The organism is Laceyella tengchongensis, assembly GCF_900182735.1.
GTDB classification, from domain to species: Bacteria; Bacillota; Bacilli; order Thermoactinomycetales; family Thermoactinomycetaceae; genus Laceyella; species Laceyella tengchongensis.
The window spans coordinates 161971-176894 of sequence record NZ_FXTU01000003.1 but is presented as its reverse complement, the minus strand read 5'-3'; the positions used below and the strand labels follow the sequence as shown (position 1 = coordinate 176894).

General features: G+C 46.4%; 15 protein-coding genes, 1 pseudogene and 1 riboswitch. Of the genes and pseudogenes, 8 read left to right on the top strand and 8 right to left on the bottom strand.

The genetic code is table 11. The features are described from left to right. Positions 1–16: 16 nt before the first annotated feature. Together QQZ12_RS07890 and QQZ12_RS07885 are read right to left on the bottom strand one after the other, a co-directional pair. Complete coding sequence (locus QQZ12_RS07890; RefSeq protein ID WP_102992441.1) at positions 17–280, bottom strand: YciI family protein; 264 nt, start codon at positions 278–280, stop codon at positions 17–19. 88 nt (positions 281–368) lie between these two features. After that, positions 369–794: an SRPBCC family protein gene (locus QQZ12_RS07885; RefSeq protein ID WP_102993831.1), complete on the bottom strand. Its 426-nt coding sequence runs from the start codon at positions 792–794 to the stop codon at positions 369–371. A 177-nt stretch (positions 795–971) separates the two neighbouring features. Here QQZ12_RS07885 and QQZ12_RS07880 point away from each other — a divergent pair, with 177 nt between their 5' ends. Next, positions 972–1994, top strand: coding sequence for a DUF2332 domain-containing protein (locus QQZ12_RS07880; protein WP_284724228.1), 1023 nt, complete (start codon positions 972–974; stop codon positions 1992–1994). A 1-nt stretch (position 1995) separates the two neighbouring features. Here QQZ12_RS07880 and QQZ12_RS07875 read toward each other — a convergent pair whose 3' ends face one another. Continuing rightward, positions 1996–2937, bottom strand: a complete 942-nt coding sequence (locus QQZ12_RS07875) for a phosphotransferase family protein (protein WP_284724227.1) — start codon at positions 2935–2937, stop codon at positions 1996–1998. Positions 2938–3125: 188 nt separating this feature from the next. Between QQZ12_RS07875 and QQZ12_RS07870 the strand changes: the two genes are divergently transcribed. The 6 genes and pseudogenes from QQZ12_RS07870 (at position 3126) to QQZ12_RS07845 (ending at position 7143) form a co-directional block, all read left to right on the top strand. Next, positions 3126–3533, top strand: a complete 408-nt coding sequence (locus QQZ12_RS07870; RefSeq protein WP_102992444.1) for a VOC family protein — start codon at positions 3126–3128, stop codon at positions 3531–3533. Positions 3534–3987: 454 nt separating this feature from the next. Further along, complete coding sequence (locus QQZ12_RS07865; protein ID WP_284724226.1) at positions 3988–4467, top strand: MFS transporter; 480 nt, start codon at positions 3988–3990, stop codon at positions 4465–4467. A gap of 74 nt (positions 4468–4541) precedes the next feature. Then, positions 4542–4685 carry a hypothetical protein gene (locus QQZ12_RS07860; RefSeq protein ID WP_245888365.1) on the top strand — a complete coding sequence of 48 codons (144 nt, stop codon included), beginning with the start codon at positions 4542–4544 and terminating at the stop codon, positions 4683–4685. A gap of 777 nt (positions 4686–5462) precedes the next feature. Then, a pseudogene (locus tag QQZ12_RS07855) lies at positions 5463–5745 on the top strand (ABC transporter substrate-binding protein); the annotation flags it as partial. 141 nt (positions 5746–5886) lie between these two features. Continuing rightward, a complete protein-coding gene (locus tag QQZ12_RS07850) occupies positions 5887–6882 on the top strand; it encodes a phosphotransferase enzyme family protein (RefSeq protein WP_284724225.1) in 996 nt (331 codons plus the stop codon). Positions 6883–6993: 111 nt separating this feature from the next. After that, positions 6994–7143 carry a hypothetical protein gene (locus QQZ12_RS07845; RefSeq protein WP_181353036.1) on the top strand — a complete coding sequence of 50 codons (150 nt, stop codon included), beginning with the start codon at positions 6994–6996 and terminating at the stop codon, positions 7141–7143. 507 nt (positions 7144–7650) lie between these two features. Here the strand turns inward: QQZ12_RS07845 and QQZ12_RS07840 are convergent. The 3 genes from QQZ12_RS07840 to QQZ12_RS07830 all read right to left on the bottom strand — a co-directional run bounded on the left by QQZ12_RS07840 (position 7651) and on the right by QQZ12_RS07830 (position 10051). After that, on the bottom strand, positions 7651–8343 hold the full coding sequence (locus QQZ12_RS07840) for an endonuclease V (RefSeq protein WP_284724224.1): 693 nt from the start codon (positions 8341–8343) through the stop codon (positions 7651–7653). Between the two features lie 92 nt (positions 8344–8435). Further along, positions 8436–9335, bottom strand: coding sequence for a helix-turn-helix domain-containing protein (locus tag QQZ12_RS07835; RefSeq protein ID WP_284724223.1), 900 nt, complete (start codon positions 9333–9335; stop codon positions 8436–8438). Between the two features lie 158 nt (positions 9336–9493). Next, the gene (locus tag QQZ12_RS07830; protein ID WP_102992449.1) at positions 9494–10051 is read right to left on the bottom strand and encodes a GNAT family N-acetyltransferase; all 558 of its coding nucleotides are present in this window, start codon (positions 10049–10051) and stop codon (positions 9494–9496) included. Positions 10052–10428: 377 nt separating this feature from the next. Between QQZ12_RS07830 and QQZ12_RS07825 the strand changes: the two genes are divergently transcribed. Continuing rightward, a complete protein-coding gene (locus tag QQZ12_RS07825) occupies positions 10429–12702 on the top strand; it encodes an ATP-binding cassette domain-containing protein (protein ID WP_102992450.1) in 2274 nt (757 codons plus the stop codon). 58 nt (positions 12703–12760) lie between these two features. On the opposite strand, the gene QQZ12_RS07820 is transcribed toward QQZ12_RS07825, so the two are convergent. Together QQZ12_RS07820 and lysA are read right to left on the bottom strand one after the other, a co-directional pair. Continuing rightward, positions 12761–13075, bottom strand: a complete 315-nt coding sequence (locus QQZ12_RS07820) for a luciferase domain-containing protein (RefSeq protein WP_102992451.1) — start codon at positions 13073–13075, stop codon at positions 12761–12763. Between the two features lie 185 nt (positions 13076–13260). Beyond that, on the bottom strand, positions 13261–14583 hold the full coding sequence (gene lysA, locus QQZ12_RS07815) for a diaminopimelate decarboxylase (protein WP_102992452.1): 1323 nt from the start codon (positions 14581–14583) through the stop codon (positions 13261–13263). 112 nt (positions 14584–14695) lie between these two features. Then, positions 14696–14885: riboswitch (Lysine riboswitch) on the bottom strand. Positions 14886–14924 lie beyond the last annotated feature (39 nt).

The window sequence follows — 14924 nt, the reverse complement described above, 5'->3', positions numbered from 1 at the left end:
GGTCTTTTTTCATCTTTTACACGCGCGCCATTTTCCACTCATGCAATTCTAAGAGGCGAACCCCTTCTTTGACATAAGGGTCTTGTTCGGCCAATTCTCCCGCTTCCTCCAACGAATCGGCCATGTATATCACCATACCGCCGGAGCCGTCAGCGAAGGGGCCTTTGGCGAAAATTTTCCCTTGTTGTTCCAATTCTTCTAAATAAGCTAGTTGATGCGGGCGGAAAGTCAGATTTTTTTCCGCGTCTGCCATATGCAGGATTGCGGCGTAATATGCCATTGTGAACTCAGTCTCCTTTGGTGTCTGGTTTTAACAAAAGTCTGTATTGATTGTAGCATGAAATGCGGAGACCGCCGAGCGGCATGTTTTATTTTTCAACATGCGATGCGAGTGATTGAAGCAACCCCGCCCAACCTCGATCCATGCGATTGCGCACCACTTCATGGCTTTCACCGAACTCGGTGGTTTCATCGGTTTTCCAGCCGGAATGGATCAAAGTAAACGCAGTGGCGCCATCTAACTCTTGTAATTCAAATGTGATAGTCCAATCTTTGCCCCATCGGAAAGAAAGGTGATGAGGAGGGTTGATTTCAGTCACTGTGCAGGGAGACAAGCCAAAGCCGCCGGCGTTCAAGTGGAAGGCATGTCCTTGCTTCGGTTGAAAATCGTTGGGCATAAACCAAGCGGCGAGGCCTTCCGAAGTAGCGACTGCTTCCCACACTTTCAGAATCGGTGCCTTCAACACCAAATTGTGCCGGATATCTGGCAATTGATTTGAAGAATTCTCTTTCATCAACATGCACTCCAGTCTGTGTTGATAGGGAGTGAACGCTTCCATATCAACATTTTTCATTATTGTTTGCAGGGATTGAGCGGTTATGCTTTGACCTTCTTGTGTGTTTCAGTCAGATTCATTTAGGGTACAGGGGGAGTGGGGATATCTAAAAATGAAGCAAGAGGTGGCAACGGAATGGGAAGGGAAAACCTATCCGCGATTTTTGCAAATTTCGCAAATCGGGAATGCAGAGGGTCGAGCTATTTATACGAGCATTTGGCCTTAGGGACAGCGGAAGATGGCGAACTGCTCGATCTCGCATCACATGCACGGCCAGGACAGCCTGTGCCCAATCTGTTTCTGGGAGCGGTGCATTTTCTGTTATTGCAAGGAAAGAAACATCCATTGGCGCGATATTATCCCAGTGTGGTGGCAGAGCCCAAAGACCCCAGACAGGCATTTGCTCATTTTCGGGACTTTTGCTTCACGTTCAAGGATGAAATCATCGCAATACTCAAAGAAAAACGGGTTCAGACGAATGAAGTGAGGCGATGTGCCTATTTGTATCCTAGTTTCTGTATGATCCATCGCTTGACCGAAAAACCTTTGTCCTTGATTGAAATAGGAGCCAGTGCGGGTTTACAGCTGTTATGGGATAAGTACGCGTATTCATACGGTGATGGACAAATTTATGGGGAAGCCTCATCATCGGTTCTTATCAACACAGAGATAAGGGGAGAGAACCGGCCGTTTTTGTTGCCGACCAGCCCTCCCGTCGCCACCCGGTGCGGAGTCGACTTGCATGTGAGTGAGTTGACTGACAGCGAAAATGTACTGTGGATGAGAGCATTAATCTGGCCGGAACACACGGATCGGGTTCAACTCTTTGAGAAAGCAGCTGAATATTTCCTCAATGAGTCAGTTGAGCTGATCGAAGGGGATGGGGTTGCCCTGTTGCCAGAAATAGCGTCAAAGGTTCCAGAAGAAACGGTGATCTGTATTTTTCACACACATGTGGCGAATCAATTGTCGGAAAGCGACAAACAGAAATTGATTCATCACGTCACTGCATTGGCCGAGTCAAGGGAGGTGTTTCACTTATACAACAATTTGCAGGATCGCTATCTGCACTTGGATCGCTTCATCGATGGTGAGTGGCGCACGGTGATGATTGCTGAAACGGATGGGCATGCCCGTTGGGTTCGCTGGATGCGATAAATCATTTACTTCCGCCTATGGTTTCATCTAGTTGGTCAAAAGCAAGTTTGACGAATTCGTTTAGTTTGGACCGCATGGATTTTTCCGTCCTTGCATCCAATCCCCAATGGGCCATGCTGTGTGCCGGACGCAATGCCGCGCAAAGATCCCAGTAAGGAAGATTGGTAAAGTCGACAGCAGGCATCATTGCTCGGTATTGGTGTGTGAAGTGGTTCATCGCATCGTGCCCGAATGCCCAAAGCAATTCAAGCCGGCTGTTGGCAACATCGGCCAAAGGATCTCCCACCGCCGCATCTTCCCAGTCGATGATGGCCACTAGGCGTTGTTCGTGCCACAATATATTGCCCGGCCAGAAATCTCCATGCAATAGGACAGGCTCATTATGCTGGGGTAAAGGCCAAATAGATGTCAGTGTATCCCAGATACACCGTTCAACTTTAGATTCATCGAGACAGGATGGTTGGCGGCGAAGTGTTTGCCGATATATCGCTGATTGATCAGGAAGAAATGTGATGTCTTGCCGAACGTAATCAACGCGATGGATTTGAGCGAGAGCGGCCGTAAATTGATTGAGGTAATCCGTTAAATCAGCGGGGGAAAGCTCGGTTCGCCCTTCAATGTATTCAATCGCAATGCAGGGGGTGGGGAAAATCCCGCTGGATTCCTCGATGTGCAAGGGGGTCGGCACGGGCAGTCCCAGGGCGTGGAGTACTTGTAAGAGATGAAATTCATCTCGCGCCGCATGGGGATTTTGGGCTAGATCGGCCTCGCCGTGACGGCGGACGACGATTTTCCGCTTTTGACCATCAGCACCAACCATCTCAAGCGCCGTCACCTGTGCTGAAACGCCTCCTTTCAGTTCCCATGCACGTACCCATTTGCCATGAGGGTCGATGTGCTTAATCAACTGTGCCCATTGTTCATTGGTTGTAACTGGAACCATGGATTGATGCTCCTTTTCTGGGGGAATGCTGTTTTCTCTTTTGTTCACGCTTTGTTCGAAGATAGTGTAACTGAGTCCTTCCCAGATGTGAAGGATGAAAGGCTTCGGGATGAATCTGCGTGAAAGTGAGCAACATAGGGAGGCGGAAAAACAATAGAAATGGATGACCCAGAAAGGATGCAGGAGAAATGAGCAATGTGAAAATAAGCCCTTACTTATATCTACCTGGAAATAGTGAAGAGGCGCTGAATTTTTACAAAAACGTGTTCAATGGGAAAATCGAGCGGTTGCAACGCTTTAGCGATGTGCCTGACATTTCCGTCAGTGAGGAGCACAAGAATAAAATCTTGCATGCCCACCTTACGTTTGGGGAACAAGAGATCTTTTTCTCAGATATGATTGAACATCATATCTATGGGAATCAGGTGAGCCTTGCTTTGAAGTTTACGCAAGTGGAAGAGATTGAAAGGGTGTTTCAGGCATTATCTGAGGGTGGGGAAGTATTAATGCCTCTCCAGGACACATTCTGGGGAGCCAAGTACGGGAAGCTAATAGATCGTTATAGGGTGAATTGGGATTTGAACTGCCAGTTGTAATGAAGTTCACCAGAAGTTCCAGTCCAACAGGGCTAGGAACTTCTGCGGGTTTAATCGTCGGTTAATTCTGGCAATTCATCATGCAAAGGTGATAAACCATCTCCCCTTCCGGGTCATTCTTTATGACAGCGTATTTGACAAAGTTTAAAATGATAGAGGAATTTTCAAAGAGGAGGCGGTTTTTTGAAACAGCAGGTTGGGAGTATTGGTGAGCATGGTGTTGTCTTTGTTGGTTGTTGCCATGGATTCGACCATTATGAATACAACCATGCCTCTCATGTTGGGTTCATTTTTAGTTGAGTATTTGACCTGGCGATGGATTTTCTTTATTAATATCCCCATTTGTATCTTGCATTGTTGACTTTGTTACCTTATCAGGAGAAGTACACCGCAAAGCCAGCGCGTGTGGATTATGTGGCGCGTTGTTATTTAGCGAGGGGTGACATTATTGCTCATGGTCACGGTGGTGGATGAATATCGATTCGGCGCATTATTTATCTTGGGCTTTTATTTGTTCGAGACAAAACAAGCATCGCCGCTCGTTCCCTTTTCCATGTTTGACGATAAAAATATTCGCTGGATGAATATCCATGGCTTTTCCGGCTGGGCCGCATTCTTTGGAACAGCCAGCTTAATTCCATTATTCCTGCAGAAAATGGCACATCTATCTATATTGATGAGCGGAGTCGCGTTGATTGGGTCTGCGGTTGGTTGGATGAGCGCAGCGGTTCCGGCAGGGAAGTGGATATTGAAATACGGCTACAGACCCTTATTTATTGTTGGGAGTTTGTCGTTTACAGTGTCGGGCGTGCTTCTGGTATTGTTGCAAGCGGATAATGGATTTTGGTATGCATTCTTTGTGATGGTCATACAAGGATTTGCTTTCGGATTGTTGTCTACAACCGGTGTGATTGGAGCTCAACAGCTGGTTTAAGCGCATCAAAAGGGGCTTCTACATCTTTTCTAATGTTTACCCGCAATATCGGCACTGCGGTGGGCGTGGCCATCATGGGGATGTTTTTGACAGAAGCAAAAGATTTTATGAGCGGCATTCACCACATGTTTCTGTATGGCTTAACTGGAAGCATCATCGCTTTGATCAGCGCATTCTTTATCAGTGATGGGATCAAGGAAAGGGCATCAGTCAGATGAGCAAGTAGCACCGCGCGTTCAATAAGTCGCATTGCTAGAATAAGTTTGGCTGGAATTCGCAGCAGTGAAACACGGGGCTTTTGTTGCCATCCAATTCTTCAACTAGCAATGAAATCTGGTAAAAATGGAAGTGATAAATGCCGGACAGGCTATCCATAGCGGGTCAACCAACTAGAATAGTCAGCTGTCCGCCATCGCTTATGAAGAAAAAAATATGCATCATGCTATGCTTTTTTTGATGGGCGTGCTATTAACAACATGCAGGGTACCAGGTTTTTATGGCAGATGGTCATTGGAAACTTTCAAATCAGGATGTCCACAGGAGATTGTGATAAGTAAAGAGCCGTACCGATCACTTATTTTTATTGAGGAAAGAGATAGGGCAACATTGTATTCATATGATTCAGATCGTCGAGTGCAAGATTCCCTTACTTATGACCTTTATCACTCCGACGGGGATCTGTATGAATTCACCCCTTTTTCAAGTGAGGATTCTGCCACTGGCTTGGTTCCTAAGTTTATGGAAGCGTACTTGGCGTTTGAAGGGCGCATAAAGTGTGTGATATAAGAATCGGGCAGAAAGTGAATTGCCGCAACGAAAAAATGGAATGCAGATATAAATTGGAGGCTAATTATCAGCATATTGGAGCTTATGGGAATTGAATTTTAACTCTTTTAATGGGAATGTTTACAGGGATACTCAAAATATTGGCCGCATCTTCCGTGTGGAAGAAAAAGCGGAGAGATTGTGAAAGAAGATATCGATCACTGGCCGTAGGCAAAAACATATTCGATGATGTAAAAAAGGATGGGCTGAAGTAAGTTGGGAAGAGAAGAGGTTGTGCATCGGAACTCGGATGTGATCGTTATTATTGATTATGGCGAGAAGTCAGCCGCGCAAAAACAAGAGCTACTACTATCCGAGAAAGAGCTAGAAGATCTGCCCGCCCTCAAGAACAAACGGTTTATCGTAATGCCTCTTTCCGCAGCCGCTGAGGGGGTACGCGCACAGCTGGCACTGAAGATTCTCGCCAAAGGAATGTATCCAGGCCGTATTAAGATGCGGTTAAACGGTATGCTTGTGAAGAATCGAGAATACTGGTATTACAAACCCAATTTAAATCCAAACAAGTTTGTAAAGCAAACAACAAAACTTCCAAAAACAACCAGAAAGTATAACACATGATAAGGAGAATACAACATGAATCAACAGATTCCTGATGTATCAGATCAAACCTTATCTCATATCGCCAAGAAATACAAGCTTAACCCCGCCCGATTGACAATGCTCGCTGGCAATGTGAATAAGGTATATGAACACGTGAACCCGGAACATCCCACCATTCTTCGGTTAACTCCTGTGCAGCGCCGAACATTGGAAGAAATTCTGGCCGAAGCTGATTTTGTACATTATCTCGCCCAGAAGGGAGGGCATGTCGCCGATGTCATTCCAACCAGTGACGGCAATCTGGTAGTGGGCACAGAACAGGGCTGGCACGCCGTTTTGTTTGCGAAAGCCCAAGGGCGTTTACCAAGGCAAGAAGATTGGAATGAACAGTTCTATTATATGTGGGGGAAGTTGACAGGCTGGTTGCACGCGCAATCGTGCGCATATACTCCGGCGGTTCCAGCTCGCAGGCGCCAGTGGTGGGAGGATGACTTGCTAAAGATTGAAGAAAGCATACCACGATCTGAAACGCAGGTGTTGCAAAGAGCGAGAGAGCTGATGGATCAATTGCATTCGTTCACCAAAGACTCCAATAGTTACGGTTTGATTCATAATGATCTGCATATGCGCAATTTTTTCATTGATGATAACCGTATCATGGTATTTGATTTTGACGATTGTTGTTATCATTGGTTCATCAATGATATTGCAGTCATTCTCTATCATGCGTTGGCAAGGTTCGGCAAACCGCCGGGCCGGTGGGATGGAGAAAAGGCATTTGCCACCCATTTCTTGACGCACTTTAAACGCGGATATGAGACCGAACATCAGCTAGATGCCTTTTGGTGGTTGCAGTTACCTGTTTTCATGAAACTGCGTCGAGTCGCTATCTATGTTTTTTATCATCAAGCGCTGGACTTTGCGCAGTTGTCAGAGGAGCGGGTTGATGTGATCCATCGCACTCGCTGGGACATTGAACAAGATTTTCCTGTAACCCAATTGGATTTGGCAGATTGGCTTTCGTCTTAGGCCCTTCCAATCTATAAAGTTATCGAAAAAGATGACATAAAGACAGAGGAGGTTTCCAATTTATAGAGAATTTAGTAATAACAAGGGCGTGTTCAACAGGAGGCGCTGTGCATGTCGCAACAAAATGATACGGAACGAAAAATTGCGATCATCAAAAGTGATTTGATGCGCTACCAAAACGGTGCGTTGACAACGGAAGAGAAAAGACTTGTTGCAGCGCTTAAACGGCGGTTGAAACAATTGGAGAGTGGGAGGCAATAATAGGCTTAGGTACTTTAGTTGACAAGATTTATAGAGATGGCATCTATTTGTAAGAAAGACGAAATCTCTTGCCATATAAGGATTTGCTGATTTGTGGTATAGTTGTTAAATAAGTTGAATTGGAGATTGTGGACACTATTTTGCGAGGTGTTCGCAAAATAGTGAAATCGCCTTGGTATTCAATGGTTTTGGTGAACGCCCTGATATTGAATCCATTTTGGAATTAAGAAAAAATCCTCTGACTGATCAGAGGATTTTTTTATCATGGGCAATATTCACATGGGTTGCATGATCTATGGGGAATTCGCTAACGTTATCAATCGGTTTATTCTTCTTCCCGGGTTTCTTTTTTCGAAAAAAAGACGCTATTTAGCTTAGCGCCCTTTTAGAGCATCGCCATATTCATATCCGGCGTGATCACGATTTTACTTGCAAGGGATTTGCACTTTGGTCCCGATTAATCATAATGCAATAAAGCCGCCCTAGTTGGGCAGCTATATAGTTTCTTCAAGCTTCTTCAGCCAAAGCTTGTTTACGAAGTTGTTTCGATAACAAATCGGCTTGCCTCACGATTTCGGGAATGCGGCTTTCCTTACCGACAAAGTGCTGAGTCAGTCTGAGCGCTGAAGGCAAATCAATGTAATTGCCCACAGACACATAGATGGGTTTGACGCCATCTTGGGTTCGGAGCACTGCTCCCACTACATCTCCCTGATCCTTGATCCACTCCACACTTCCTTGAGATTTTTGAGGTTCGGGATATTCTCCAATGAAGTGCGTTTTGGCAATGCCGATGGTCGGTTTGTCAATGAAGAAAGAAGCATGGGTTGCCAAGCCAACGCGTTCGGGATGCAACATGCCATTCCCATCAAAGAAAACCAGATCCGGCTCGTAATGAAGCTTTTCCCAAGCCTTGAGAAAGAGGGGGAGTTCACGGAACGCCAAGAATCCGGGCACATACTCTTGGACCACTTCATCAATATGGTAGACGGCTTCTTTTATGTGCTGAGTGGCATAATCCATGATAACAATGACGGCGACAGCTCGGCGGTCATCTGGAAAGTAAGCTAAGTCGACGCCAGCCACATCTTTGGGTTGCCCCGGATAGGGAGTGAGCCGAATCTGCTGCCGGAGCGATTGCTGAATGGCCTTCATCTCATCCAGTGACAAATCGAAAGAATGGATTGCATACATGTTCATAACTACCTCCGAAGATGATAGACCCTAGGAACCTTGTCTATGTTATCTTAACACGGTGTATGAACATTCTTAACGAGATGCATTAAACCGCATCAAACTACAGCGAAATCGAGATTGACTGGATCAGGCGGGAGCTGAACATCTTCAGTCATGTTGGTGGTGGGAACTGTCCGATCAACGACTTCGAAGTGGAACTGGTTCCCCCACACGGTTCCGTTTCCTGTGAGCAAGATGCCAAAAGCGATTGCTTCACTGTCATAAGGCACATCCAAGACAACTTCAACCTGTTGCCAGTCGGTGGTTCCGACAATCGGACGTTGTTCCATGTTGTCAAAAGAAAGAATCTCGTTATCTTTGCCATCCACTCTCATCCATATTCCAGCCCAACCGCTCACCTCATGTGATTTAACATAAGCGGACAGTTTCAATCGTTTCCCATTGTATTTGCTAGATGAGAACATTTGCATCATGGTACCGAAACTGCCTGGTGTCGATTTGGTAGTCTTGATACACCCAGATGGTTTGTCTTTGAAACGCGTGTTTTGATCAATTCCTATCTCATAACTACTTACAGAGTGTCCCGCCTTCATCCATCCCGTCGGTAAATGCGTTGCATTGGTGTTCATGTGTTTGTTCCCTCGCTTTTGAATGATGTTTCGTACTGATCTCCGGTATCTTTGTGGAGTGAGATAATAGTGCTTTTTAAAAATCCGCGTAAAAGATTCTTGGCTGGAAAAGCCAAACGCCACCGCAATTTCCAATATGCGCTTATCACTGCTGACAAGTTCTTCCGCCGCTTTGGACAGCCGCCGTTCGCGAATGTAATTGGTAGCCGTTTTGCCCACCATGCGATGAAAAACGCGGTGAAAGTGGTAAGGGGAATAAGCCGATTGTTCGGCCAATGTAGACAGATTCAAATTGGAATCGAGATGTTGATCAATGTAGCGCAAGGTATTCTCGATCGTGTCTGCCAAGGATTTGTCTTGATCCAAGTCCATCCTCCTTCCCGCTGATTTCACTATACTAGACGGCGCTAATACGTGTTTGATCATTCTTGCTATGTTCGACTTGGGTCGTGGTGTAGGGTAGCAACACCTCAACCGAAAGAGACGAAGATAACCAATAAAGCGAGCCGAATTTTTGGCCCGCTTTATTGGTTGATATAGCGTTCACGGTATTCATGTTCCAGTATGCTCATGATGATAGAATCGTGATACTGATGATTGTAAAATAACGCCTCGCGCTGCACTCCTTCTTTTTTGAATCCCAATTTCTCATACAAGTGAATGGCTCGTGCATTAAACGCAAAAACATTTAATTCGATCCGATGCAAATTCAAGACGCCGAAAGCATAATCCAGCATAAGTTTCATTGCTTCCGTGCCATACCCTTTTCCTTGATGTGTTTGGTTTTGGATGGCAATGCGGATATAACAGCTACGGTTAATCGGACAGATCTCCAACAACTGGATGTCTCCAATCACTTCATCATTTTCAGTCAGAGCAATCAATAGAAGCACCCCGGATGAGTCTTGATTCTTGGCTTCGATATATTGTCGTATCTGTTCCAAGGTGAAGCTTTTTTGCGTACCGGTGAGCCGCCTTGTTTCTGGATCAAACAAAAAGCGATGGTACAACTCGGCATCTTCAACACTGACCGGACGCAGATAGACTTGCTTTCCTTCTAGAAAACGGATGGGTATGTGCATGGGGATCTTCCTCCTTTATCGATATTTACTATACAGAATCATTATTGCAAATGTTTTTGTTGTAAATGGAAGAGTAGGTATTGTGATAGATGAGTTCTAAGCGACCACATAGGAAAATTCGCGCTAGGCTTCTTAGGAGGCGCTTCCTTTGAACAAGCGGCAAGGATAAAAAGCAAGAAAATCAACGATAAAAATAAAGCGCTGTCTGTCAAGCATCGCCTCATTTTCATGCGGGAATTGAGGAAGTATAGAGGATAGAGAAATCCTAAACGGCGCATTGTGTTTTTTGATAAAATCTTACTTGCACTATAAGATCAGAAGCAACAAAATTTATCGAACCCGGTCTCGCTTTTAACATGATCGAAAGGATGTTAAGCATGAGCGAATCTCATCAGGAGTATATCGTGATCTCAGGTGCCAGGGAAAACAATCTCAAAAACGTATCCTTGCGCATTCCTAAGCGAAAAATCACCATTTTTACCGGTGTGTCCGGTTCTGGCAAATCGTCCATTGTTTTTGATACCATCGCCGCTGAATCCCAGCGCCTGCTGAACGAAAACTTCAGCATGTTCGTCCGCACCTTTCTGCCACGTGTTCCGCAACCGGATGCGGACGCAATCGAAAATCTGAGTATGGCTGTGATTGTGGATCAGAAGCGGCTGGGTGGCGGTTCTCATTCCACCGTTGGTACGATTACGGATATTTCTCCCATTCTCCGTCTGCTTTTCTCCCGAGTGGGTCAGCCTTATATTGGGCAACCGCACATGTTCTCGTTTAACGATCCACAAGGTATGTGTCCCGAGTGCAATGGGATCGGTCGCAAACTGAGCGTTGATTTGAGTAAAGCGCTGGACATGTCAAAATCATTGAATGAAGGGGCGATTTTGCTACCGGACTATTCGGTGAACGGCTGGGAGTGGAATATCATCGCACAGACGGGGGAATTTGATCTCGACAAGAAGCTGAGCGATTATTCGGATGAAGAATTGGAGCGCTTGCTATACGCCAAAGCAAGAAAAGTAAAGATGGATTTCGCAGGCAAGGCAACCAATATTACAGTGGAAGGCGTCATTGAAAAGTTCACCAACAAATACATTAAGCAGGATGTGAAAACCAAGTCCGAGCGCACACAAAAAGCTGTGGCGCCTTTTATTTCTGAGGGCACCTGTCCGAGTTGCCATGGCGCGAGACTCAGTCAAGCCGCACTCAGTTGCAAGATCAATGGACTCAACATTGCGGATTTGTCCTCCATGGAAGTCGGACAGCTCATCCATACCATCCGAGAAATCGACGATCCTGTTGCCGCGCCAATTATCAAGTCGCTGATGGAACGGTTGCAACATCTGGTGGATATCGGCCTTGACTACTTGACGCTGGACCGTGAGACGGATACATTGTCCGGCGGTGAGTCGCAACGCGTGAAGATGGTGAAGCACTTAAGCGGCAGTCTGGTGGATGTCACTTACATCTTCGATGAACCCAGCGTCGGTTTGCACCCCCGTGATGTGCACCGATTAAATGGGTTACTTCAGAAGTTGCGCGACAAGGGCAATACGGTGATTGTCGTTGAGCACGATCCCGATGTGATTAAGGTAGCGGATCATATCGTCGACGTCGGGCCTCATGCCGGTAGTCGCGGTGGCACCATCGTGTATGAAGGGAGTTTCCAAGGTCTGCTGGAGTCCGGTACACTGACAGGAACCTATATGAAGCGGCCATTCCAGCTGAAGCATGATTGCAGGCAGCCATCCGGTAAGCTGACCATCAAGGATGCCACACTGCACAACCTGCGGAAGGTGAGCGTAGATATTCCGGCCGGAGTGCTGACAGTAGTTACAGGAGTCGCCGGATCAGGCAAGAGTACACTGATTAACAAGGTATTTCTCAGCAAGCATCCGGATGCGATCGTCATCGACCAATCGGCGGTAGGCGTATCGACACGCTCAAACCCTGCGACCTACACAGGCATTATGGATGATGTGCGCAAGGCGTTTGCTTCTGTGAACAAGGTCAGTCCAGGCTTGTTCAGCTTTAACTCTAAGGGAGCTTGTGAGAACTGCAAAGGGTTGGGAGTTGTGTATACCGACCTTGCATTCCTCGATAGCGTGAAGTTGCCATGCGAAAAATGCGGAGGCAAACGCTTTAAGGATGAGGTACTCGCATACAAGTTCAACGGCAAATCCATCGCTGAAGTGCTAGAGATGACTGTAGAGCAGGCATTGGAATTCTTTCAACTCAAAGAGGTAGTGCGTAAACTTCAGACGCTAAGCGATGTAGGGCTGAACTATATTACACTTGGACAACCACTCAGCACGCTCTCGGGTGGGGAATGCCAGCGCATCAAGCTGGCAAGCGAATTGCATAAAAAGGGCAACATCTACGTGATGGACGAACCGACAACCGGCCTGCACATGTCAGATATCGGTCATCTGTTGGGGATTATGAACCGTCTCGTGGATGCCGGTAATACGGTGATTGTTATCGAACACAACCTCGATGTAATCAGCCAAGCGGACTGGATTATCGATATGGGACCAGACGGAGGCAGCAAGGGGGGACAGGTGGTGTTTGAGGGCACCCCTTCGCAGATAATTCATGCGGAACAGTCGATCACTGGAAAATACTTAGGCAATGCATTAAGTTCATTTTAAGAAAAACAGATGAAAGAGAAGGCAACCTGTGATGAATGGTTGCCTTCCCTCGGATGATTCAGTTTTTGTTGTTCTTCTGGGCCAATCGGTCATATTGCATTCTGAACAGTTTGATAAGTTGAGGGAGATCTTGTTCTCCTTTAATCCAAAAACTCACACCCGAATCAGGAACGACAGGATGCGGTTCAGCCACCCCGGAAGCAACGAGCTCGTTGCGAATCGATTTGGGAAACAGGAAATCAGCGTGTTTTTCACCGTGCAGATGACCCAACTCTTTGTTCTGATAACGAAATTCTACGCCTCCAAACCGGTGGTCATGTTCGGTTACACCTTCCCAGCTGAGCAATTCACGTCTCAACGCTTCGAGTATCATGCGTAACACCCTCCTTGAAGGATTGAAGGATCTTGCTTAGTAAATCCATTCCCCTTCATAACATTTATCAAACTTAATATATAAAAAAATTTATTAATCATTGCGTGGAGTTACCCAAAAAAATAGAACCCGATGATGAACGGGTTCTTTCTTTATGGAAGAGATGCTTTATGGGAACAAAGACGTTAGACGATGTTGGACAAGACCGATCTTTTGCGATCATGGCGGACCAGGTCTTCATATGTTTCCCGTTCCACCACCAAGTCGGCGATACCATCCCGAACAAAGACGACGGCAGGGCGGCGGAGGCGATTATAGTTGCTGGCCATGGAATAGCCATAGGCTCCGGTGGAGAGAACCGCAAGGATATCTCCGCTTGTTACTTGCGGCAGATCGATATCCCAAATAAGCATATCTCCGCTTTCGCAACATTTGCCCGCAATCGAGACGGTTTCAGTTGCCACCATCGACGCTTTATTGGCTAGTAGCGCTTCGTACTTCGCTTGGTAAAGGGCGGGCCGGATGTTATCGGTCATGCCTCCGTCCACCGCCACATATGTGCGAATCCCCGGAATCTGCTTGATTGAGCCTACGGAGTAAAGGGTTGTGCCAGCATTCCCCACAATACCGCGCCCCGGTTCAATCCAAATTTCGGGGTTTGGCAAGTTGCGTTTGGACCAAGCAGCTGCCACCTCTTGCGTGATCGTTTCCACGAAGGTTTCGATTTCCACCGGATCATCTTCATCGGTATACCGAATGCCAAAACCCCCACCCAAATTAAGCACCTTCACTTCATAACCGGTTTCTTTCCGCACGCTGTCCAAAAATTCCCGGATGACCTTGATCGCTTCAACAAATCCAGTGGTATCAAAAATTTGCGATCCGATGTGGACATGAATACCCAATAGATTGAAATGCGTTTTCGCTAATGCCTGCCGGATCGCAAGCATCGCCTGCCCGTCAGCGACACCAAACCCGAATTTCGAATCTTCTTGGCCGGTGGAGATGTATTCATGGGTGTGCACTTCAATCCCTGGCGTGAGGCGAAGCATCACATTGACTTGTATGCCGGATGCGGAAGCCAAATCATGGAGTAAAGCCATCTCATAAAAGTTGTCCACAACATAACAGCCTACGCCTGCTTCAAGCGCCATCCGCAATTCTTCTTCCGATTTGTTGTTGCCGTGAAAATGTATGCGCTCGGCGGGAAATCCAGCTTGGAGAGCGGTGTACAATTCTCCGCTTGAAACAACATCCAAAGAGAGATTCTCTTCGGCTGCCAGTTGAGCCATCGCGATGCAACTGAACGCTTTGCTGGCGTAAGCGACTTGAAAAGCAAATCCGCTTTGTTCGAATGATTTGACAAAACGGCGGCTGTTTTCCCTGATCAATGCTTCGTCATAAACATAGAGTGGCGTTCCAAAGGTTTTAGCCAATTCCACCGTATCGCATCCGCCAATGGTGAGATGGCCTTGACTGCCAATGTGACTCGTGCCGGTTAAGCGCATAAAAAAACCTCCTAATCAGCAATTGATATTAGGAGAGTATAGTCGGGCAATTAAAAAATACCATCTGACTATAGACGGCATCCCTTATCAAAACCGCACCATAACCATATCTCCTGAAGATAGCACACCACGCATATTAAATGAATATGCGTGACAGTTCTGCCCCTGTTCGGGTACAGACCCAGCATCCCTGCCCAGAGAATGCAGGGAAACTTCGGCGACTTTTCCTTTCCATGGCCGTCACTGATCTTCTCTGGATCTCAGGTCATGTACTAATAAAAGTCGCAACCTCTACCTCATCAAAGCCATGATGAGGTTTTGTTTTATGCTGTTGTCATTTA